The 18,881-nt window shown below is 51.5% G+C and carries 23 protein-coding genes; 15 read left to right on the forward strand and 8 right to left on the reverse strand.

The features are described from left to right. Nucleotides 1-167: 167 nt before the first annotated feature. From KP22_RS14875 to KP22_RS14910, 8 genes are read left to right on the forward strand one after another with little or no spacing between them, the layout of a single operon-like run. Nucleotides 168-1,181, forward strand: a complete 1,014-nt coding sequence (locus KP22_RS14875) for a 3-oxoacyl-[acyl-carrier-protein] synthase III C-terminal domain-containing protein (protein ID WP_033072446.1) — start codon at nucleotides 168-170, stop codon at nucleotides 1,179-1,181. Further along, nucleotides 1,178-2,206: an NAD-dependent epimerase/dehydratase family protein gene (locus KP22_RS14880; RefSeq protein WP_039325033.1), complete on the forward strand. Its 1,029-nt coding sequence runs from the start codon at nucleotides 1,178-1,180 to the stop codon at nucleotides 2,204-2,206. Before KP22_RS14875 ends, KP22_RS14880 begins: the two co-directional genes overlap by 4 nt. Next, entirely contained in the window at nucleotides 2,199-3,005 is an 807-nt protein-coding gene (locus KP22_RS14885; protein WP_039325034.1) for an MBL fold metallo-hydrolase, read from the forward strand. Before KP22_RS14880 ends, KP22_RS14885 begins: the two co-directional genes overlap by 8 nt. Next, nucleotides 3,002-4,288 carry a F390 synthetase-related protein gene (locus tag KP22_RS14890; RefSeq protein ID WP_039325037.1) on the forward strand — a complete coding sequence of 429 codons (1,287 nt, stop codon included), beginning with the start codon at nucleotides 3,002-3,004 and terminating at the stop codon, nucleotides 4,286-4,288. Before KP22_RS14885 ends, KP22_RS14890 begins: the two co-directional genes overlap by 4 nt. Next, nucleotides 4,288-4,938, forward strand: coding sequence for a phosphatase PAP2 family protein (locus KP22_RS14895; RefSeq protein WP_425311588.1), 651 nt, complete (start codon nucleotides 4,288-4,290; stop codon nucleotides 4,936-4,938). The genes KP22_RS14890 and KP22_RS14895 overlap by 1 nt, the downstream gene beginning before the upstream one ends. Nucleotides 4,939-4,942: 4 nt before the next feature. After that, entirely contained in the window at nucleotides 4,943-6,058 is a 1,116-nt protein-coding gene (locus tag KP22_RS14900) for a sterol desaturase family protein (protein WP_039325041.1), read from the forward strand. A 2-nt stretch (nucleotides 6,059-6,060) separates the two neighbouring features. Beyond that, nucleotides 6,061-7,200 carry a fatty acid desaturase family protein gene (locus KP22_RS14905; RefSeq protein WP_039325043.1) on the forward strand — a complete coding sequence of 380 codons (1,140 nt, stop codon included), beginning with the start codon at nucleotides 6,061-6,063 and terminating at the stop codon, nucleotides 7,198-7,200. Beyond that, complete coding sequence (locus tag KP22_RS14910; protein WP_039325045.1) at nucleotides 7,200-8,291, forward strand: acyl-CoA desaturase; 1,092 nt, start codon at nucleotides 7,200-7,202, stop codon at nucleotides 8,289-8,291. Before KP22_RS14905 ends, KP22_RS14910 begins: the two co-directional genes overlap by 1 nt. A 62-nt stretch (nucleotides 8,292-8,353) precedes the next feature. Here the strand turns inward: KP22_RS14910 and KP22_RS14915 are convergent, their stop codons facing one another. Both KP22_RS14915 and KP22_RS14920 read right to left on the reverse strand, forming a co-directional pair. After that, nucleotides 8,354-8,629: a type II toxin-antitoxin system RelE/ParE family toxin gene (locus tag KP22_RS14915; protein ID WP_039307065.1), complete on the reverse strand. Its 276-nt coding sequence runs from the start codon at nucleotides 8,627-8,629 to the stop codon at nucleotides 8,354-8,356. Further along, on the reverse strand, nucleotides 8,629-8,910 hold the full coding sequence (locus KP22_RS14920) for a CopG family ribbon-helix-helix protein (RefSeq protein WP_156103758.1): 282 nt from the start codon (nucleotides 8,908-8,910) through the stop codon (nucleotides 8,629-8,631). Before KP22_RS14920 ends, KP22_RS14915 begins: the two co-directional genes overlap by 1 nt. A 388-nt stretch (nucleotides 8,911-9,298) precedes the next feature. Between KP22_RS14920 and aldA the strand changes: the two genes are divergently transcribed. From aldA to KP22_RS14940, 4 genes are all read left to right on the forward strand, one after another. Next, nucleotides 9,299-10,738, forward strand: coding sequence for an aldehyde dehydrogenase (gene aldA / locus KP22_RS14925; RefSeq protein ID WP_039307068.1), 1,440 nt, complete (start codon nucleotides 9,299-9,301; stop codon nucleotides 10,736-10,738). Between the two features lie 199 nt (nucleotides 10,739-10,937). Continuing rightward, the gene (gene lldD / locus KP22_RS14930) at nucleotides 10,938-12,098 is read left to right on the forward strand and encodes an FMN-dependent L-lactate dehydrogenase LldD (RefSeq protein WP_039325048.1); all 1,161 of its coding nucleotides are present in this window, start codon (nucleotides 10,938-10,940) and stop codon (nucleotides 12,096-12,098) included. Nucleotides 12,099-12,210: 112 nt separating this feature from the next. Next, nucleotides 12,211-12,711, forward strand: coding sequence for a GrpB family protein (locus tag KP22_RS14935; RefSeq protein ID WP_039307072.1), 501 nt, complete (start codon nucleotides 12,211-12,213; stop codon nucleotides 12,709-12,711). Between the two features lie 93 nt (nucleotides 12,712-12,804). Further along, a complete protein-coding gene (locus tag KP22_RS14940) occupies nucleotides 12,805-13,995 on the forward strand; it encodes an AI-2E family transporter (RefSeq protein WP_039325050.1) in 1,191 nt (396 codons plus the stop codon). A 49-nt stretch (nucleotides 13,996-14,044) separates the two neighbouring features. Here KP22_RS14940 and KP22_RS14945 read toward each other — a convergent pair whose 3' ends face one another. Together KP22_RS14945 and KP22_RS14950 are read right to left on the reverse strand one after the other, a co-directional pair. Then, nucleotides 14,045-14,407, reverse strand: a complete 363-nt coding sequence (locus KP22_RS14945; protein ID WP_039307079.1) for a DUF596 domain-containing protein — start codon at nucleotides 14,405-14,407, stop codon at nucleotides 14,045-14,047. Between the two features lie 30 nt (nucleotides 14,408-14,437). Continuing rightward, nucleotides 14,438-14,824 carry a hypothetical protein gene (locus KP22_RS14950; protein WP_209428707.1) on the reverse strand — a complete coding sequence of 129 codons (387 nt, stop codon included), beginning with the start codon at nucleotides 14,822-14,824 and terminating at the stop codon, nucleotides 14,438-14,440. Nucleotides 14,825-14,938: 114 nt separating this feature from the next. On the opposite strand from KP22_RS14950, the gene KP22_RS14955 reads away from it, so the two are divergent. Beyond that, nucleotides 14,939-15,484: a hypothetical protein gene (locus tag KP22_RS14955; RefSeq protein ID WP_197061581.1), complete on the forward strand. Its 546-nt coding sequence runs from the start codon at nucleotides 14,939-14,941 to the stop codon at nucleotides 15,482-15,484. A gap of 47 nt (nucleotides 15,485-15,531) precedes the next feature. Here the strand turns inward: KP22_RS14955 and KP22_RS14960 are convergent, their stop codons facing one another. Genes KP22_RS14960 through KP22_RS14970 form a run of 3 tightly spaced genes read right to left on the reverse strand, consistent with a single transcriptional unit; the run spans nucleotide 15,532 to nucleotide 16,799 of the window. Beyond that, nucleotides 15,532-16,089 carry a hypothetical protein gene (locus KP22_RS14960; protein WP_039325052.1) on the reverse strand — a complete coding sequence of 186 codons (558 nt, stop codon included), beginning with the start codon at nucleotides 16,087-16,089 and terminating at the stop codon, nucleotides 15,532-15,534. 30 nt (nucleotides 16,090-16,119) lie between these two features. After that, nucleotides 16,120-16,557, reverse strand: a complete 438-nt coding sequence (locus tag KP22_RS14965; RefSeq protein ID WP_052012539.1) for a type II toxin-antitoxin system VapC family toxin — start codon at nucleotides 16,555-16,557, stop codon at nucleotides 16,120-16,122. Nucleotides 16,558-16,559: 2 nt separating this feature from the next. Continuing rightward, nucleotides 16,560-16,799 (reverse strand): type II toxin-antitoxin system Phd/YefM family antitoxin, encoded by a 240-nt coding sequence (locus KP22_RS14970; RefSeq protein WP_039307087.1) that lies wholly within the window; start codon nucleotides 16,797-16,799, stop codon nucleotides 16,560-16,562. 200 nt (nucleotides 16,800-16,999) lie between these two features. Between KP22_RS14970 and KP22_RS22220 the strand changes: the two genes are divergently transcribed. Continuing rightward, nucleotides 17,000-17,191 carry a hypothetical protein gene (locus tag KP22_RS22220; protein WP_231566887.1) on the forward strand — a complete coding sequence of 64 codons (192 nt, stop codon included), beginning with the start codon at nucleotides 17,000-17,002 and terminating at the stop codon, nucleotides 17,189-17,191. A gap of 32 nt (nucleotides 17,192-17,223) precedes the next feature. Here the strand turns inward: KP22_RS22220 and KP22_RS14975 are convergent, their stop codons facing one another. Continuing rightward, complete coding sequence (locus KP22_RS14975) at nucleotides 17,224-18,651, reverse strand: Fic family protein (RefSeq protein ID WP_039325054.1); 1,428 nt, start codon at nucleotides 18,649-18,651, stop codon at nucleotides 17,224-17,226. Between the two features lie 114 nt (nucleotides 18,652-18,765). Between KP22_RS14975 and KP22_RS22805 the strand changes: the two genes are divergently transcribed. After that, nucleotides 18,766-18,881, forward strand: a 116-nt coding sequence (locus tag KP22_RS22805) for a hypothetical protein (RefSeq protein WP_231566910.1), incomplete at its 3' end; no start/stop codon positions are given.

Below are 18,881 nucleotides of genomic sequence, written 5' to 3' on the forward strand. Positions count from 1 at the left end.
ATACTTCGAGCTGCTTGTGCGTTGGCCGCCCTTGCTCACCCCAGTCACTTACTTGTGTAAGCTCCTGGGGATTCACGCGGTTGCCGCCTTCACGCAACTCGAATTATTTAGGGTATATGGCACTGTAGGTGCAGCTAAAACGATAATGAATCTGGAAAGGATTGAAGTTGAAGACGCAAAGTCATGCATTTACTCAGGGGTTGGTGCCACTCAAAATTATTTCTACCGGTAGTGCGCTTCCTGCGCAGCGGGTGACGTCGGCTGAATTAGATGTGCGATTAAATAAGCCCGCTGGTTATGTCGAAAGTCGTTCAGGAATTATCTATCGCCATCATGCTGATAATCATGCCAGCCAGGCCGAGCTTGGTGTGGCGGCGTTAAATGATGCGCTGACGCGAGGCGTTATTCCGCCAGCATCAATCGATCTGCTGCTGTTTGCTTCCGCTATCCCGATTCAGGCGCTGCCTTATAGCGCCAGTCATTTATTAAAGGCATCGTCTCTGCCAAAAGGGACGGCCTGTTTTGATATTAACAGCAGCTGCGTCAGTTTTATTTCTGCCCTTCAGGTGGCCGCTGGCTTGCTAAATACCGGAGCCTATCGTCGCATTGCTATTGTCTCTACCGAACTGGCTTCACGCGGTATTGACTGGGATGACGAAGAATCGTCGCTGATTTTTGGCGACGGGGCCGCTTGTGCGATTGTCGAACGCGGTGATGGTCGCAGCGGGATTGCTGCATGTCTGCTGGAAACCTATCCGAAGGGCAATGAGCTGTGTCAGATCCGTGCAGGCGGTACGTTGCGCAACCCGCGAGCGGGGATGGAACTGCATGATTTTCTGTTCCATATGCAGGGGAAACGGCTATTCAGGCAGGCGTCTGCCTTGATTGAGGGCTATCTGCAACGGCTGCTGGATGCGAGTGGTTTCACCCTTGAGCAGATGGCGGCGGTGGTTCCGCATCAGGCCAGCCACCTGTCGCTGGAGCATATGCGTAAGCGGCTGGCGATCCCGACAGAAAGATTGATTGATATTTACCGCTATCACGGTAATCAGGTCGCTGCTTCGATTCCGACGGCGCTGCACCATGCCATCGTGACGCAACGCCTGCCTGAAGGCGAACCCGCGATGCTAGTCGGTACGGCCGCAGGGTTGACGTTGGGCGGAATGGTACTGATTCCATGAAGGTCTTCGTCACGGGCGCAACCAGTGGGTTGGGGCGTAATGCAGTGGAATGGCTGCTTCAGGCCGGGCATCAGGTGCTGGCCTGCGGGCGCGATCGCACGGTGGGGCAGCAGCTTGACATGCTGGGTGCGCAGTTTATCTGCATTGATTTGGTCGAAACGTCGGTAGAGCAGTATCGATCGCTGATGGCGGGCTGCGATGTTGTCTGGCACTGTGCGGCGAAATCATCGCCGTGGGGTCAATATGATGACTTCTATCAGAATAATACCGAGGTGACGGCGCGGCTGGCTGAGGCTGCCGGACAGTTGGGCATCCCACGTTTTGTCCATATCTCCACGCCTGCGATTTACTTTGATTATCAGCACCACCTGAATATTGATGAAAGCTACCGCGCAGCGCGCTTTGCCAATCACTACGCGCAGACCAAATTTCTGGCGGAAGAACGCCTTCAGGTTCTGACGCTGCGCTATCCGCAAACGACCTACGTGATTCTGCGTCCACGTGGCCTGTTTGGCCCGCATGACCGCGTGATCCTGCCGCGTATTCTGGAACAAATCGCGGTGGGCGGCGGTGTGCTGCGCCTTCCACGCGGCGGCGAGGCGCTGCTGGATCTGACATTTGTCGGCAACGTGGTGGAAGCGATGGCGCTTGCCAGCCAGCGAACGGGGTTAGTTTCTGGCTCGGCGTACAACATCACCAATCACGAACCCGCACGCCTTGCAGATATGCTTGCGCAACTGTTGGTCGGGCAACTGGGGATGCATTATCGCGTCAAAGCGGTGCCGTATCCGCTGCTGCACACGGTAGCCAGTGGAATGGAACTGTTCTCGTGCTTTAGCCGGAAAGAGCCGCTGCTGACGCGCTACAGTGCGGGCGCGGTGAATTTTGATATGACGCTCAGCGCGGAAAAAGCGCAGCAAGAGCTGGGATATCAGCCGCGTTTCTCCCTCCAGCAGGGCATTGAATTAACCGGTAGCTGGTTCAATACCCATCTTGCGCAGCGGAGTACTGACGGACATGGCTAATATTTCGACGTTTGAAGTAGGGTACTGTCTGCATCCGGGCTGCATGGCGCTGCGTGGTGCGGGGTGGAAGGTGTGCCGTTTTCCGGCTCGTGTCTGGATGCTGGAGAGTCACGGCAAGCGCTGGCTGTGGGACACCGGTTATGCCCAGCATTTTACCGATGCCACGCGTTCCGGCCTGTTTCAACTGTACCGCAGAATGACGCCAGTGCATTTCGAGACCAAAGATGCGCTGATTCATCAGCTACATGCTCAGGGTATTCAACCTGCCGACATCGACGGCCTGATTATTTCCCATTTCCACGGCGACCATATCGCGGGGCTGAGGGATTTCCCCGCCGTGCCGTTTATCTGTTCGGCGCTGGGCTGGCAGCAGACGCGGAATTTGCGTGGTTTCGCGGCCCTGAAGCGGGCGTTTGTGCCTGCGCTGATTCCTGAACATTTTGAGCAGTCACTCCAGTTTGTCGAAAATTTCCCGCTTACCGACTTGCCTGCTGAGCTTGCGCCGTTTACGCAAGGTTATGCGCTGCCGGGGAGCGACAAAGAGATCGTGCTGGTGCCGTTGCCCGGTCATGCAGCAGGGCACCTCGGCGCGTTTGTACTGACTGAAAACGGCTGGGTGCTGTTGGCAAGCGATGCGGCCTGGTCGCCGCACAGTTATCGAGAAGGTCGCGGGCCGTCGCGGTTGGCGAATCTGGTGATGGACGATCCAAAAGCCTATTACCAAACGTTAGATCAACTGCACCAGTTGCACCTGAACGGGCGGGTTGAGATTCGGCTGTGCCACGAGGGAGACCTATGATTCCGCTGATGACGATCTGGCACTATTTTCGTGCCAGCCGCCTGAGTTTTAGCACTCGTCAGGCGCTTGAACACTATCAACAGCGCCAGCTTTCTCGTTTTGCTCGGCGGGTGCTGGCACGCAGCCCCTACTTTCGGCCTTACTGCCAGCTACCCATGACATCCTGGCCGATGATGGATAAAGCCGTGATGATGGCCGAATTCGATCGGATGAATACCGCCGGGCTGAAGCGGGATGAGCTTCTTGCCTGCGCACGCCGCAGTGAGGACGATCGTGACTTTACGCCGAATGTAAACGGGTTCAGCGTCGGGCTGTCGTCCGGCACCTCCGGGCAGCGCGGGTTGTTTGTCGTCAGCCCACGCGAACAGCAGATTTGGGCCGGAGGCATGCTGGCGAAAATGCTGCCGGATGGTTTATGCGCCGGTGAACGCGTGGCGCTGTTTCTGCGGGCGGATAACAACCTCTATCACAGCGTCGATAACCGCTGGTTGAGTCTGTCGTTTTACGATCTCTTCGCGCCGTTTGCCGAACATTTTTCGCGTCTGGAAGCATGGTCACCGTCGATTATCGTCGCACCCGCGCAGGTGCTGCGCGAGCTGGCGTTGGCGGTACAGCGTGGTGAGCTGCGTCTGTCGGTCAAAAAGGTGATTTCCGTGGCCGAGGTGTTGGAACCGCAGGATAAACAACTGTTGCAGCAGGTGTTCGGGCAGGTTGGTGAAGTGTATCAGGCGACGGAAGGTTTTCTGGCATCGACCTGCGAGCATGGCACGCTACACCTCAACGAAGAATTTATTCACATCGAGCCGCAGTGGTTGGATGACGAACGCTTTACGCCCGTCATTACCGATTTTACCCGCAGTACGCAGCCGATTGTGCGCTATCGGCTGGACGATGTGTTGGTGAAGCAAAAAGCGCCCTGCGCGTGTGGCCGAGTGACGATGGCGATAGCCCGTATCGAAGGGCGCAGAGATGACAGCTTGCGACTGCCGAATAACAGCGGTGAACCCCAGACCGTGTTTGCGGATCTCTGTAGCAGAGTTATTGCCAATGCGCTGCCGCTGCATGCTGACTATCGGCTGGTACAGCAGGGAGAAACGATGCTGCATTTATCCGCCGCGTGTAGCCTGCCGGAGCTGGAAGCCTGCCGGGATAGTCTGGCGCAGCAGTTTGCGTTGCAAGGGGTTGATACGCCGCAGCTACGGTGGCAGTTAACCGCCGGTGAGATCGCACCAGAATTCACACAAAAGCGCAGACGCATTACCCGCCTAAAGGAGGGATCATGATGCGATTTCCTCAAACAACGGTGCTATTACGGCTGAAAGCGCTGCTCTTCGGCTGGGGATCGGTCGGGGTCGTGTATCAACTGAGCGCGCAGTTTCAGGGGCAGGGAACGGTGTTGCCACCCTCGATGGTTGACGAATGGATTCCCTTTAGCGCCTCAGCTATCTGGCTGTATCTCTCCTTTTTTATCATCATTCCGCTGTCTTATTTGTCCTGCCCGATTACGCGTTTGGCTGGGTTACGTCGGGCAACGCAGCTTACCGCGTTGATTGCGGGCGCGGTGTACCTGATTTTTCCCACGACGATGGTGTATCCGCAGGTCGTTGGGGACGATCTCTCTGCCCGTCTACTACAGCTTTTGCAGCGTATCGATTCGCCGCAAAACTGCCTGCCGTCGCTGCACATTGCGCTAACGGTTCTGGCGGTGTGGGCGATGAGCGATAGTCAGCAAAAGGTGAAAACGGGTCTGTATTTTCTGTGGGGAGCCGCGATTGCCTTTTCCATCCTGCAACTGCGCCGACACCTGTTCATCGATTTGGTGACCGGGGCGATGCTGGCGGGAATCGTCGGATGGATCTTTCTGCGTAGCCGTGAGACGGCGAAGGCTATTTCCCCATCGACGCTGTCCAACGATAAGCGCCATCAGGAATGAATTCATGATTGATTTAGCATTACCGATAGTCTTCATGCTGGTTGTGGTGATTGGCGAAGCGTTGGTTTTACAGTGGATGCAGCGCGAGAAGGTGAACTGGCATGACGTGGTGTTCAACCTGAATTCAGGGCATATCATGCTGTGGCTCTTTCGCAGCGTGGAAATTTTTTGCTATGGCTATATCGCGGCGCATTTCAGTTTTGGCTGGGTGGAAACCTGGCCGCCGGTGCTGATGTGGCTGTTCGCGATACTCGCCTGGGATTTCGGTTTTTATTGGCTACACCGCCTGCACCATACCTTTGGCGTGCTGTGGGCGGTGCATGTGGTGCATCATCAGGGCGAGCATTTCAATCTGTCGCTGGGCGTGCGTAACTCCTGGTATTCCTCGCTGACCTCGATTCCGTTTTTCCTGATTCTGGCGTTGCTCGGTGTTCCGCTGTACGTGTTCGTCACCGTTTCCATTCTGCATTACAGCGTCCAACTCTTTAACCATAATGCGATGACGCCCAAACTGGGCTGGCTGGAAAAGGTGTTGGTGACGCCAGCACACCATCGCGTACATCATGTGAACGACCGCGCGTACGCCGATAAGAACTTCGGTGGCACCTTCATTTTTTGGGACAAGCTGTTTGGCAGCTTTTGCCCGCAGTTACCTGACACGCCTTTCCGTTACGGCGCAGGCAAAGAAACACCATCGAAAAACCCGTTCTTGGCCAGTAACCTACCTTTTATGTCGTATCTGAAACTGTCGGTACGGCGTACGCGTCAGGCGACGTTTCACTGTACGCCAATGGCGTTAATCGCTGGGGCGATGCTGCTATTTGCGCTGGTGGTGGGCTACGTCTACCTGTATGGCTACGGCTATGACTCCGCCGATCTGTCGCAGGCTGCGCTGTTCCTGCTGCTGGTGGCGGGGGCGGTCGCGTTGGGTGGTATTTCTGAAGGGCGACGGTGGGGCATTTATGTCTGGCTGTTGGTGGTACTGTTGTTTCCTGCTGTATTTCTTGTCTATCTGGGCTGGGAAGCGCTCTACTGGAAAATAGCTATGCTGATGTTGGCGCTGCACGGGCTGGCGATGGCGGTCGGCTGGGGTCAGCGCCCTATTGCCGTGAGGGAATAAAAATGAATGGTGCGCTTCCCACCAAGCGGTATCCCGCGAAGGGTGAACAGGCTTTTCATCGGACATTACAGCGAGAAACGTCGGCCTATCTTCGTGCTAACCACGATCATCGCTTTGCCGATCGCGGTCAGTTTGTGAAGGCCGGATCACTCTTTTTATGCGGCATCGTCTGTTATGCCCTTTGCTTAGTGCAGCAGGCAGCATGGGCATTCTTCCTGAGCTATTTTTCTTTCATCATGCTGTCGATGGTATTGAATATCATCGTGAATCATGATGCTTCCCATAATACGTTTTTCCGTAATAGAACGCTCAACCGCATAGTCGGGCGCATCGTCACGTTGCCGTTAGGCATCGATCCTGACTACTGGCGCTTGCGTCATGTGGACTTTCACCACATCTATCCGAATGTGGAACATTACGATCTGGATACGGAAGAGAATGGGGTTTTCCGCCAAACGCCTTTTCAGCGCCACCGTTCCTATATGCGTTATCAGCATCTTTACTGGCCGCTGGTGGCCGCGTTCTCGCTCCCCTATATCGCCTGGATCTTTGACTGGGCCGATCGCTTGGGTAAAACGCCCGTTAATGCTCGTTCAGTACAGTCAGGTTATAGCGGGTGGTTGATTTTTATCGCCAGTAAAATCGGCCATATTTTGCTGGTGCTGGTTATTCCCATCATGGTGGGAGGCGCGCACGGCATTAGCCCTGGTATCGTGTTGTTAAGCTACGTGTTCGGGCAAATGTTGGCATCGCTATTGGTGGTGTTTTTACTGCTGGGTACGCACTGGGCTGAGGCTGAATTTTATGCCGTTGCCGATGCAGAGAACATGCCTCAAGGCTGGTATCAGCATAACTTTGCGACCGCCTGTGACTGGCTGCCGACGCCGCGCTGGCTTGAGCACTGGACGGGAGGACTGAATTTACATCTGACGCATCATCTTTTCCCAGGATGGCATCATCGACATTATCCTGCGCTCGCCGCTATCTTACGGCGCGTTGCCGCCGAACATGGTATGAATTACCGCTGCATTACCTATCGTGAACTGCTGGATAGCCAGCGTCGGTTTCTAAAATCGATGGGTGCAGGTTACGATCGGCGTACTGTGCAACGTACCGAGCCATCCCGCTCAGAGGAAGAATGATGCTCGCACCGTTGAAACCTCTACGTTATGAACAAGGCCGCGATCTGGCATTACATCGGGCGTTGATGAAGGCGGCGAATGCGTATCTGGCAGAGACGGGCGATCACCGTTTTGCCAATGCGGGGTTTATCGGCAAGATGTTGTTTCTGGTGGTGCTGTGTCTGACGTTTTATGGTTTCAGCCTCCAGCAAACGACGCTGTTGGGTTTTGCTGGCTGCTACTTTGCCTTTATTTTTACCGCCATGTTTCTGGCGGTGAACGTGGTGCATGATGCCTCCCATAACGTCTTTTTCCGGCGGCCCTGGGCGAATCGCTTGCTCAATATTGTAGTGAGTATTCCGCTTGGTATGGATTCTGACTGTTGGCGAGTGCGGCATGTAATTTTTCATCATGCGCACGTGAATGTGCAGCACTACGATCTGGATATCGAAGAAAACGGCGTCTTGCGGCAGTCACCCTACCATCGATTTCGCTTTTTTATGCGCGCTCAGCGCTACTATTGGCCAATGGTAGCGTCGCTGACATTTCCCTGCATCATCTGGTTTTTTGACTGGCTCGATCGTGCGGGGAAAACGCAGGTAACGCGCAATATGACGTTTCAGGGCGTGAAGGGCTGGGGTGTTTTTCTGTTATCCAAAGCGCTGCATGCCCTGTTGGCGCTGGCGATCCCCTACTGGCTTTTGTCTCCGTCCCCCATCAGCTTCGGTTCGCTGTTGCTGGTTTATCTGCTAAGCCAGATGCTGTCATCGTTGATTTTTGTCGTCCTGATTCTGGGGTCACATTGGGCAAAAGGGACGTTCTATCAGGCACCGGAAGACGGCCTATTCAGGCATGGGCGCTATCAGCACGTCTTTTCCACCACGGTAGACTGGCATACCCGACCTGCATGGCTGGGTTACTGGCTGGGGCAGCTTAATATGCACCTGACCCACCATCTTTTCCCCAACTGGAATCACCGGCACTATCCTGCGCTATCCAAAATTATTGCGGATGTTGCCCCGCGTCATGGCATTGATTATCAATGCATTACGCTAAAAGCGATTTTGGTTGAGCAACAGCGCTTTCTTAAAAAAATGGGAACAGGACGCTAAAAATAGCCTGTTATCCATTTTTATCAATGCCTGAGATTGGTCATGGGCGGGGCGTTGCCATCTCAACGATTTTCTCTGGTATGCCATAGCCGCAGTACGTAGATGGTCGCATTAAGGATTTCATAACGAACCTCGTATTCTCCAACTAAAATCCGCCTAACCTCGCGTGGATCGAACTGGAACAACTGCTCTCCAATACGTGGATTGGTGATCAGAGTAGTCGGGGACTGGGTTAACGCCTGTATCACTCGTTTCGCAGCAGGTTGATTAGCCAGAGCGAGAAACTCATACAAGCGTGCTAAATCTGATAGTGTCTTGCTGGTCCACTTAATTTCCATCAACGCGGCACCGGTAGTTGCTGGTCGGTGCCAAGACTGTCAGCCCAAGCCTGTACCGCTTGGTGATCGATAACTTGCCCCGCATCCACGTCTGCTAATGCCTCTTGGGTCAGTCGGTCTCGTTCCTCCTCTTGGGCGATCCAAGCAGAAAGCGCCTGTTTCATGATCCAGCCGCGTGAGCGTTCAAGTCGAGCTGCCATCTGGTCAATTTTGTCAGCCATCGGTAGTGGCACGTGTGCGGTCAGTACTTTGGTGGTTGCTTGTGTCATGTTGATCTTCATTTACCGACTCCAAATTATTTAATTTGATTCAAAATTAATCATAGTGATTTGCATTAAATCAATCAAGGTGGTGTCAGTTTGAACTACACCCTATTATCAGGATGTACCTATCAAAAACAGGCAATTTCACCGTTTAAATTACAGTCTCTATGTATTTCCACGTATCAGTCGGCAAACTCGCCATCCAAATCCCTAATACTTTGCAAAACTGCTACGTCAGGCGTTCTCATCATGACTTTTTTGCCACTTGCTAGACTGAGATGGCAGCCATGAAAAGGTAAATGCAGTGCAGAACGCGCAGCATGGCAAAACTTCACAAAAAAAACGTGTTTTTTTAACAACTCGTTTATGAGTTGTATTCCCTTACCCTACTTTGGAGACGCCTGACATGAGCATCACCCAGAAACGTATGTACATTAACGGTGAGTTTGTTGAAAACAGAAGCGGGAGGTGGATTGATGTGGTGAACCCGGCTACCGAGCAGGTCATTTCACAGATCCCGGAAGGCTCCGCTGACGATGCAAAAAGAGCGATTGATGCAGCAGAAGCCGCACAGCCGAGCTGGGAAGCGTTACCTGCGGTTGAACGTGGCGTTTGGCTACACAAGATAGCCGCCGGTATTCGTGAGCGCGAAGCCGAACTGACCGACACCATCATTGCTGAAGGCGGTAAAACCCACGGCCTGGCGCAGACTGAGGTGCTGTTCACCGCCGACTATCTGGACTACATGGCGGAGTGGGCGCGTCGTTACGAAGGCGAAATCATTCAGAGCGACCGACCGAATGAGAATATCTTCGTCTTCCGCAAAGCGATTGGCGTCACGACCGGTATTCTGCCGTGGAACTTCCCCTTCTTCCTGATTGCACGTAAAGCCGCTCCCGCGCTGATCACTGGTAATACCATCGTCATCAAACCGAGTGAAATCACGCCTAATAATGCGGTGATTTTCGCCGAAATCATTCACAAAATTGGCCTGCCGAAAGGCGTCATCAATTTTGTTACTGGTTACGGCCCGACGGTAGGGCAAGAGCTGGCCGGTAACCCGAAAGTAGGCATGGTCAGCCTCACTGGCAGCGTGGCGGCGGGGATTGCCACCATGACGGCTGCGGCGCAGAACGTGACCAAAGTGTCGCTGGAACTGGGCGGCAAAGCGCCTGCCATCGTGATGGATGATGCCGATCTCGATCTGGCAGTTAAAGCGATTGTTAGCTCCCGCGTCATCAACAGCGGGCAGGTGTGTAACTGCGCCGAGCGTGTTTACGTGCAGAAAGGCATTTACAACGACTTTATCACACGTATTAAAGCCGCGATGGAGCAGGTGACCTTCGGCAATACGGCGGAGAAAAAAACGCTGGATATGGGGCCGTTAATCAGTGCCGCAGCGCTACAGCGTGTGGAAGACAAAGTCGCTAAAGCGGTATCGCAGGGCGCGAAGGTGTTGCTTGGCGGCAAGTCTGAAAGCGGTACGGGGTATTTCTATCCGCCGACGCTGCTGGTGAACGTGACGCAAGAGATGCCAATCATGCACGAAGAGGTGTTTGGTCCGGTGCTGCCAGTGGCGACCTTCGACACGTTGGAAGAGGCAATCACGATGGCGAACGATAGCGAATATGGCCTGACATCTTCGATCTATACTCAAAACATCAACACCGCGATGAAAGCGCTAAAAGGGCTGAAATTCGGCGAAACCTACATCAACCGTGAAAACTTCGAGGCGATGCAGGGCTTCCATGCGGGCTGGCGTAAATCCGGTGTGGGTGGCGCGGATGGCAAGCACGGCTTGCAGGAATACCTGCAAACGCATGTCGCGTACCTGCAATTTCACTAAAAGCAGTTTCACTAAAGGTAATGATGCTTGCCTAAGCATGGATTTAGGGGGAAACACGGTGATGAGGTTCCCGCAGGGATACCTCGCACCGTGGTAGCCCCCGGTATCTCGCTCTTTAAACGATCAGCATTAGCTCCAGTGACGGTTATTCCACTTATCGTAACAGCGGCACAAACCAGAAGAAGGATGGGAAAGGACGATGATCATCTCTGCTTCAACGGACTACCGGGCAGCGGCGCAGCGTAGGCTGCCGCCGTTTCTTTTTCACTATATTGACGGCGGTGCGTATGGTGAGCACACGCTCAGGCGTAATACCGCCGATCTGGCGGATATCGCACTGCGTCAGCGTATCCTGAAAAATATGTCCGACCTGAGTCTGGAAACGCAGTTGTTCGGTGAAAAACTGGCGATGCCGGTGGTGCTGGCTCCCGTTGGCCTGACCGGTATGTACGCCAGACGCGGCGAGGTACAGGCGGCTCGTGCGGCGGCACAGAAAGGGATTCCGTTTACCTTATCTACGGTTTCAGTCTGCCCGATTGAGGAAGTCGCACCCGCCATCGATCGCCCGATGTGGTTCCAGCTCTATGTGTTAAAAGATCGCGGCTTTATGCGTAGTGCGTTGGAGCGTGCGCAGGCTGCGGGGGTGAAAACGCTGGTGTTTACCGTGGATATGCCGACGCCGGGTGCGCGTTATCGCGATGCGCATTCTGGCATGAGCGGGCCGAATGCGGCGGCGCGCCGTATGTTACAGGCCGTGACTCATCCACAATGGGCGTGGGATGTCGGCCTAAACGGTAAACCGCACGATTTGGGGAACGTCTCCGCCTATCGTGGCAAACCCACGACGCTGGAAGACTACATCGGCTGGCTGGCGGCGAATTTCGATCCCTCCATTTCCTGGCAGGATTTGGCGTGGATCCGCGAATTCTGGAAAGGACCGATGATCATCAAAGGTATCCTCGACCCGGAAGATGCCAAAGAAGCGGTCAGGTTCGGCGCAGACGGCATCGTCGTCTCCAATCACGGCGGTCGCCAGTTGGATGGTGTGCTATCGACGGCACATGCTCTACCTGCCATCGCCGATGCGGTGAAAGGTGATATCACCATTCTGGCGGATTCTGGTATTCGTACCGGGCTGGATGTGGTGCGTATGATTGCGCTGGGCGCGGATGGCGTAATGCTCGGACGCGCGTTTGTCTACGCGCTCGCGGCGGCGGGAGAGGCAGGCGTGGTTAACCTGCTGAACCTGATCGAAAAAGAGATGCGTGTGGCAATGACGCTTACCGGTGCCAAATCCATTACTGACATTACCGCTGATTCGCTGGTGCAGGCTACCCAGCGGCGATTGGATGGCCTGTAAGTGCGAATTAGACGGCGGGAGTGATCCTCTCGCCGCGTTTCCTAATGGCCTTTGAACCTTCCCCCGAACGTTGATAACCTGCACGGGATAAGACCGCATTGGGGATCAGTGAATGACTGGACGAACCATAACCGTGGTGGATTACGATCCCCATTGGGCAACGAATTATGCAACGGCAGCGAGGGTGCTAGCGCAGGCGCTCGGCGAGGTTGCGGTGAGAGTGCATCACATCGGCAGTACGGCCGTACCAGGGCTACCCGCTAAACCGGTGATTGATATGCTGCTGGAAGTGGTTTCGCTGTCCGGTTTGGACAGGCTGGATCAGGTCATGGTCGATTTGGGCTATCGTCCGCGTGGCGAAAATGGGATGACGGGACGTCGTTACTACACTAAGGGAGACGACGATCGAACTCATCACCTACATGCCTTCGTGGTGGGTGACGCGCACATTCAGCGGCATCTGGCTTTTCGTGATTATCTGCGGGCTAATCCTTCCGTGTGTGCGGAATACGCGGCAATAAAGCGCGCCGCCGCACTGGTATGTGATAACGATTCTGCTGTGTATAGTCAGCTAAAAAATGACTTTATCGGCACACATGACGTGAACGCATAGTCACTTCCTCAGCACTATGCGCTTTTTCCTGTATTGCAAATGCCCCACTTCGTTCTATATTTCGAGAGCAGATTGAACGAAGGGGAAATCGTTGTGAATATTAAAGGGCTTACGAAGGGATTCTTCATCCTTATCTTGTTTGTCGTCACGCTGGCGTTTTTTGACATATTGGCGCCATATTATTCCGCCATTTTATGGGCGGCAGTATTGGCTATCATTTTTCATCCGCTGAAAAGCAAGATTCGGCAAAAATTAAACGATCGTAACGGTGTGGCCTCGTTGCTGACGGTCCTGATCATCTTCCTGATTGTTTTCATTCCATTGGGGATTATTGTTTCCTCTCTAGTGGTTGAAATTAATGGGGTTTATATCCGTTTGCAGGACAGCAATACGCAATTCCCGGTGGTATTGGCGGAGCTGATTCAGCATCTGCCGAAGTGGGCGCGGCATTTCCTGGCGGAACACAATCTGGATAACGCCGCTAAAATACAGCAAGAGTTGTCTCAAGTGGTGTTGAAAGGTGGGCAATATCTGGCGGGAAGCGTGCTGCTCATAGGCAAAGGAACATTCACCTTCTTCATTGGTTTCGGGGTAATGCTCTACCTGCTCTTTTTCCTTCTGAAGGACGGAGCCTATCTGGTGAACCTGATTCTGGAATCGCTGCCGCTTTCCACCCATGTTAAACATCACCTGCTGGTGAAATTTGCCGCCGTATCGCGAGCAACGGTGAAAGGCACCGTCGTCGTGGCGATTGTGCAGGGTACACTGGGCGGCATTGCCTTCTCCATCGCAGGGATAGAAGGTAGCCTGCTGTGGGGCTCACTGATGGCGTTCCTGTCGCTGATTCCTGCCGTGGGTTCGGCGATTATCTGGGTACCTGCTGCCATCTTCCTGTTCGCGACGGATATGCTGTGGCAGGCCATCTTCATTGTCGCGTTCTTTGTGCTGGTGATTGGGCTGGTGGACAACATTTTGCGCCCGCTGCTGGTGGGGAAAGACACCAAAATGCCGGATTACCTGATTCTGATCGCTACGCTGGGCGGTATGGAAATCTACGGTATTAACGGTTTTGTGATTGGTCCGCTGATTGCTGCGCTATTCATCGCCTGCTGGAACATCCTGTCTGGGCGTGATAATCAGGAAAATATTGAAGGCATCGACGAGGATTTTATCGAAGAAGGGCGACAGCATCCGAATGTGGTAAAGCCGTATGAGAGTGAGGTGCTAGAGGGTCAGGTAGTGGAAGGTCAGGCAGCGGAAGGTGAACGTAAGACCTCGGAGTAAATTTGCTGTCTGGCTGTGACTAAGAGGGATTGGCTTGGGCTGATCCCTCTTACGTCCAAATCTCTTGCCCCTCGGGCGTGATCCACACGACGCCAGCGGGGGCTTTGGCGAAGAACCACAGGCCAAATTCGTCTACGTCGTCAAATTCATCATCGGAGTCGTCAGGTGGAAAGGTGTTGCGGAGTTGATCAACCTGATGCTTCGGGCCGCCCGGCAGATAGCCTCGCTTGTTGGCGAGCCTGATTTTTCCTGTGGCGATAAGCTGCTCTACTAGATCGAAAAACAGTGTTTGACGCTGTGCGTACGTTCTGGGATTTTCCCGACACTCCACTGCAATATGTTGCCATATTGCGCCCATCGACAGCCCGTATGCGCTGGTCGTGACTGCATCAAAAATGTCGTTGTCGTTCATCTTCCCTCTGTTCTTCAGAAGCCCACGTTTCTACCGTGTAGGGTCATAGGCATTGACCTCATGGCTCCACGGAATCGTGCGATCGTCAACCGCGACGTGCCATTCACAGTGCGTAAGGGTGCCGCGAATCTCGGATAAACACTGGCACCAGTGCTGTACGCCAATCCAGATTGCTTCTTCCTCGTTGTCGGGAAGTTTGGTTGAACCGGAGAGCACGATCCCCTTCCGGAACACGTTACCGATTTTCACATTGAGGGCGAAATCAAAGGATTCCCAGTTCAGGCCTTCTCCGGTCGTCAGACATTTTTCAATTTGGTCATTAACGGAATGGCGTTGGACGATCTCCTTCACGGCAGATATCTCTTTCTGGCTCAGGGATTTTTTGCGTCGAGCAGTGTAATAGAGAGAAATTGCCACGTTGCCTCGTTCGTCAATAGTGTTTAAGGTGAGGAAAATACGGCTTGAATTCTCGAATAAAAAACAGCGTAAAATAATCAGGAAGTTCTGATTTTATAAAGGTAAGGGATGGTTATGTTGGGGAAAATTCTTCTGATCGGGATGGGGGCGGCATTACTCAGTGGGTGCTCGGTCGCAACGTACAGCAATAAGCTTCAGGACTATCAGGGAACGGATCGTGTTGGTATGACATTTGATAACCGTAACCTTGACTATATTCGCGTTTATCCGACGACCGACCGATGTATTAATATTGATGCACCAGAAAATGGCTACACCAATAATGCCTTTGGGTTCCAAACTAAACTCAATAATAAAGAACTCGGCTTCCCGGCTATTCCAGAAACGCCAACGATGATCCGTGAGTTTTGGGTTAACGCGCAGCATAATATTGCGGTCAGAATGATTGCAGGCAATGGCGGATTTAGTACCGTGACGTTTAAGCCCGTGGTGGGGAATTACTATTATGTTACTGGTAAATTTGTTGATGCTTATTCGCCACGCCGCATTGAAGTCTACGAAGTATTCAAGACTGAAAAAGGCTATTACGACCGCCGACCTGTCAAAGATTTGATGCTGAAAAACTGCGGCCAATACTCTTCCAGAATGCAGAAGTTTTAATGAAATATTTGGCCAGACGTAAACTTATCTGGTCGCCATTACCGCGTTTACGTCAGCTGTTTACCTGAGAACGTACCGGCATACCAGGCATCCATCACTGACAGCAGGTTTTTTGCTTCTTCGACGGTCAAGCCATAAGACTCAGCCGTTTGGTGAGGTTTAACGACGAGCAGCGGAACATCGGCACGCGTGTGTAGATAATCGAACTGGTACTCCACTTCGCTGTTGTAAAAGAGGGTTCCGCCTACGTTTCCGGCCTTACGTAATTGCTTGATCTGTTTATCTTGCGCGTTTGGTTCTTCTGCCCAAATCAGGAAATCACGCAGCGGCTGCGTCTGGCGTGAAAAATCATCACGCGTAAAGCCGAAATAGGCATAGCGCTTTCCTACCACTAACGCAATTTTGCTTTTATCGTCAGTAATTCTGACGTTAAACGATCGCTTATCCACAGTACAGTCGCGGAATTTAGGTTTGTAATCGCAGGCGGAAAGGTTGTCGGCTTCATACACTTCGTAAAGACGCATCGTGGCGTATTTATCGAAGGTGGTTAACGCTTTGCAGCCGGTTAACGCAAGAAGGATGAAGGGGAGGACGAGATAACGCATGGCGGTTGTTTCCCTGTTTTCCTTGGTGTGCTAACAACATTCGATCACGCTGATATAACCTGAGCAATACTTAATGATATTGCCATCGTTCGTTATCAATGCCAGACCTTCTATTTTCGCCTGAGAGACTAACATTCTGTCAAATGGGTCTTGGTGCATTTCGGGTAAGTCAGCGAGGTTATAGGCGTGAGTGGCATGCATCGGAAGTTCAAGATAATCCGCTGATAATAAACCTTTTGTTATAGCCTCTGCATCAATACTAAAACTGGATTTGTTGAGAGCAGTTTTGATTGCTATCTCTTGTATGCTGACGGAAGAGAAGTAAAAACGGTTATTGTCATCAGAAAGAATGGCGATTGCTTCGCTGCTAAGTTTTTCCGGCTCTCCTGCTAACCAAATCAACGCGTGCGTATCTAACAGGTAGCTAGTAGAGCGCCGCTTTGGGACATCGTCCTTGTTGATTGTCATCGTTATTTCCCATTAAAGATGTCGATAATTTCTTCTTTATTCAAGTCATTAAAATTATCTGGGGCTGAAACTTGCCCCTTCATGAAACCAATGCGTGGCGTTTTCTCGGTCACGGTAAGAGGGACGATCTTAGCGACGGGTTTACCGTTGCGGGCGATAACATAGGATTCTCCTGTTTCAGATACATGCTTGATAATTTTAGAGAAATTTGTCTTTGCCTCGTAGAGATTGACTTTTTGCACATGTCCTCCGAAGAGTTGGTCAGAATCTTCAAAAAAATTGGTCTACATAAACCTAGTCTACTGGTCATTTAAGAATTGGTCAATCTATGACCGATTAAGGTGTGGGTAGATATTTTGTGTCGCTTTCATCGACCGAGAAAATAGGACTGTATTCTCATTTTTGGCGCTATTGTGGGAATATAGTCCGATTTGATTATTTTTTGCTCATCGATAGAGGCTGGAAGTTATCACTGGCCTTCGAGGTGATCGCTTTCTTCCGCTTAAGCCGCGTGGACGCCACCCGTATCTATGATGAAGTACTTGGCGCAGTGAAAGGCTGGCAAGCCGTCGCAAACCGATTGGGCATCAGCCGCAACGAGCAACTTGCCAAACAAGAGGCGTTTAATGTGTAGCGCGGGTCGGTTTATTGATTCACTACGCTCTTTTAGTTCATTCGACTATTTTTCCACTTAATAAACATGTTTTCGGTAATGCCAAGTCCAATGATCGAGCCGACATGAAGTTGCGCCAAATCGCTGAGTGTCATGGCAATAAATTTATCGGCAGAGGGAATGTCATTTTCTGCGCAATATTTCTCAAGATATTGGTTTGTTAGCGATTCATTAAGGTTTTGCCGGATAATGTTCCCCATCGCCACTTTTCGTGCCGCACGATGTTGTATACGATAAACATCAATTTCGCCAATCGACTCTTTTACTACATCATATTGTTCGCAAGATCTCGTATAGGCCCATTTAAACAGTTCCAAAGCAGGTAGGAGCTCATTGGTTTCATAGAAATACAGCAATGACTTAAAGTAATCCTCTTGTGGTACGTCAATAAAACTTAACGGACAAAAATTGTGCTTAATAAAAGGAATGTTGCAGGATAATCGAGCGGTTCGCTTGTTTACGTCTTCAAAGGCTTGTAGATACGATAAATGAATAAACAAGAAAAAGCTTTGTTCAAACGGATCGTGGATTTGTTCTGCTTTGCGTAGCAATAGAGAAAAGTATTCTTCGAGCTGGTGGGGATTGTTGAGTGGTAAATAGGCTGATTTTCCTATTGATACTTCTACCTGCCGAATGTTACCGCATGCGTTGGGATTGGCGAGTAAATCTTGGGAAAGTAGTGCGTGAATATTTCTGATCGTAAAGGCATTAATTGTTATCTCTTCGGCATTTTCAATCAAAAATTCAATTGCTTCTTTGTGGTTTATGATCATGATAGTTTCTTCATGAACTTTACCGTCGGCTGTCAGCCCTTGCTCTATGAGTCTTTGTGTATCCAGTTTGGAGTAGGTATTCCCTTCCAGTCGACTAGAGTTATAAGACAAATCAATGAGCAGACGTTGACTAATATTCTTTGCGTAAGTACCTGCTGCAAGAGTGTCATCAAACCGTTTCCCCATTTTTGCTAGCGTTGTTAGCATCTCTTTGGGTAGGTACTGTGTTACGTTGGGTAAATAATTATCCACTAGATCAAATCGATAGCTGGATTTTTTACGCGCGTATGAAGGTGTGTTTAAATAGGCGAGCAGCGAGAGGGTCTCTTTGGAAAAGATGGGGTGATTGTCCTCATCTGTAGGCACTGTCCCTATATTCTCATCGATTTTGTCCTTATCGAATGGCTTAAGGACATGCAATGGATAGGGATTGTCCTTATCCACATAATATTTAGTATTACGTTTTTCCCCTACCGTCACGATCTGCCCGTCGTCGTAGAGCTCTTTAAGACGGCGCTGTAGTGTTTTCTTATTTATTGAAAAACTTAATGATTTTTCGATTTCACCAAGGCTTTTTGCTTCACCAAGCTGAAGCATGACTGTCAAAATTGATGTTTTCTCTTGCTGTATACGGTTGTCTTGGCTCATTTTTATTAGGACAGAATGGCAGTAGGTGTCTCTAAACGTAGTAGAGATAAGGACAGAATTCAAGCTAATAAGGACAGTTTATAAGAAAATTGTCCTTATTAGGGGCTTTGTTGAATAAATCGAACTTTTGCCAAACGGCAGGATCAGATCACGCATCATCCTGATAATACAGGCAGTGCCGTGGCAAAGCAGAAGTACAAAATCACCAACTGGAAGACCTACAATAAAGC

It is taken from the genome of Pectobacterium betavasculorum (assembly GCF_000749845.1).
GTDB lineage: Bacteria > Pseudomonadota > Gammaproteobacteria > Enterobacterales > Enterobacteriaceae > Pectobacterium > Pectobacterium betavasculorum.

What these genes read in the sequence shown, in the direction of transcription:
- KP22_RS14880 (WP_039325033.1), top strand. Translation starts at nt 1,178, where the DNA reads ATGAAGGTCTTCGTCACGGGCGCAACCAGTGGGTTGGGGCGTAATGCA.
- KP22_RS14885 (WP_039325034.1), top strand. Translation starts at nt 2,199, where the DNA reads ATGGCTAATATTTCGACGTTTGAAGTAGGGTACTGTCTGCATCCGGGC.
- KP22_RS14890 (WP_039325037.1), top strand. Translation starts at nt 3,002, where the DNA reads ATGATTCCGCTGATGACGATCTGGCACTATTTTCGTGCCAGCCGCCTG.
- KP22_RS14895 (WP_425311588.1), top strand. Translation starts at nt 4,288, where the DNA reads ATGCGATTTCCTCAAACAACGGTGCTATTACGGCTGAAAGCGCTGCTC.
- KP22_RS14900 (WP_039325041.1), top strand. Translation starts at nt 4,943, where the DNA reads ATGATTGATTTAGCATTACCGATAGTCTTCATGCTGGTTGTGGTGATT.
- KP22_RS14905 (WP_039325043.1), top strand. Translation starts at nt 6,061, where the DNA reads ATGAATGGTGCGCTTCCCACCAAGCGGTATCCCGCGAAGGGTGAACAG.
- KP22_RS14910 (WP_039325045.1), top strand. Translation starts at nt 7,200, where the DNA reads ATGCTCGCACCGTTGAAACCTCTACGTTATGAACAAGGCCGCGATCTG.
- KP22_RS14915 (WP_039307065.1), bottom strand. Translation starts at nt 8,629, where the DNA reads ATGGAAATTAAGTGGACCAGCAAGACACTATCAGATTTAGCACGCTTG.
- KP22_RS14920 (WP_156103758.1), bottom strand. Translation starts at nt 8,910, where the DNA reads ATGAAGATCAACATGACACAAGCAACCACCAAAGTACTGACCGCACAC.
- aldA (WP_039307068.1), top strand. Translation starts at nt 9,299, where the DNA reads ATGAGCATCACCCAGAAACGTATGTACATTAACGGTGAGTTTGTTGAA.
- lldD (WP_039325048.1), top strand. Translation starts at nt 10,938, where the DNA reads ATGATCATCTCTGCTTCAACGGACTACCGGGCAGCGGCGCAGCGTAGG.
- KP22_RS14935 (WP_039307072.1), top strand. Translation starts at nt 12,211, where the DNA reads ATGACTGGACGAACCATAACCGTGGTGGATTACGATCCCCATTGGGCA.
- KP22_RS14945 (WP_039307079.1), bottom strand. Translation starts at nt 14,407, where the DNA reads ATGAACGACAACGACATTTTTGATGCAGTCACGACCAGCGCATACGGG.
- KP22_RS14955 (WP_197061581.1), top strand. Translation starts at nt 14,939, where the DNA reads ATGTTGGGGAAAATTCTTCTGATCGGGATGGGGGCGGCATTACTCAGT.
- KP22_RS14960 (WP_039325052.1), bottom strand. Translation starts at nt 16,089, where the DNA reads ATGCGTTATCTCGTCCTCCCCTTCATCCTTCTTGCGTTAACCGGCTGC.
- KP22_RS14965 (WP_052012539.1), bottom strand. Translation starts at nt 16,557, where the DNA reads ATGACAATCAACAAGGACGATGTCCCAAAGCGGCGCTCTACTAGCTAC.
- KP22_RS14975 (WP_039325054.1), bottom strand. Translation starts at nt 18,651, where the DNA reads ATGAGCCAAGACAACCGTATACAGCAAGAGAAAACATCAATTTTGACA.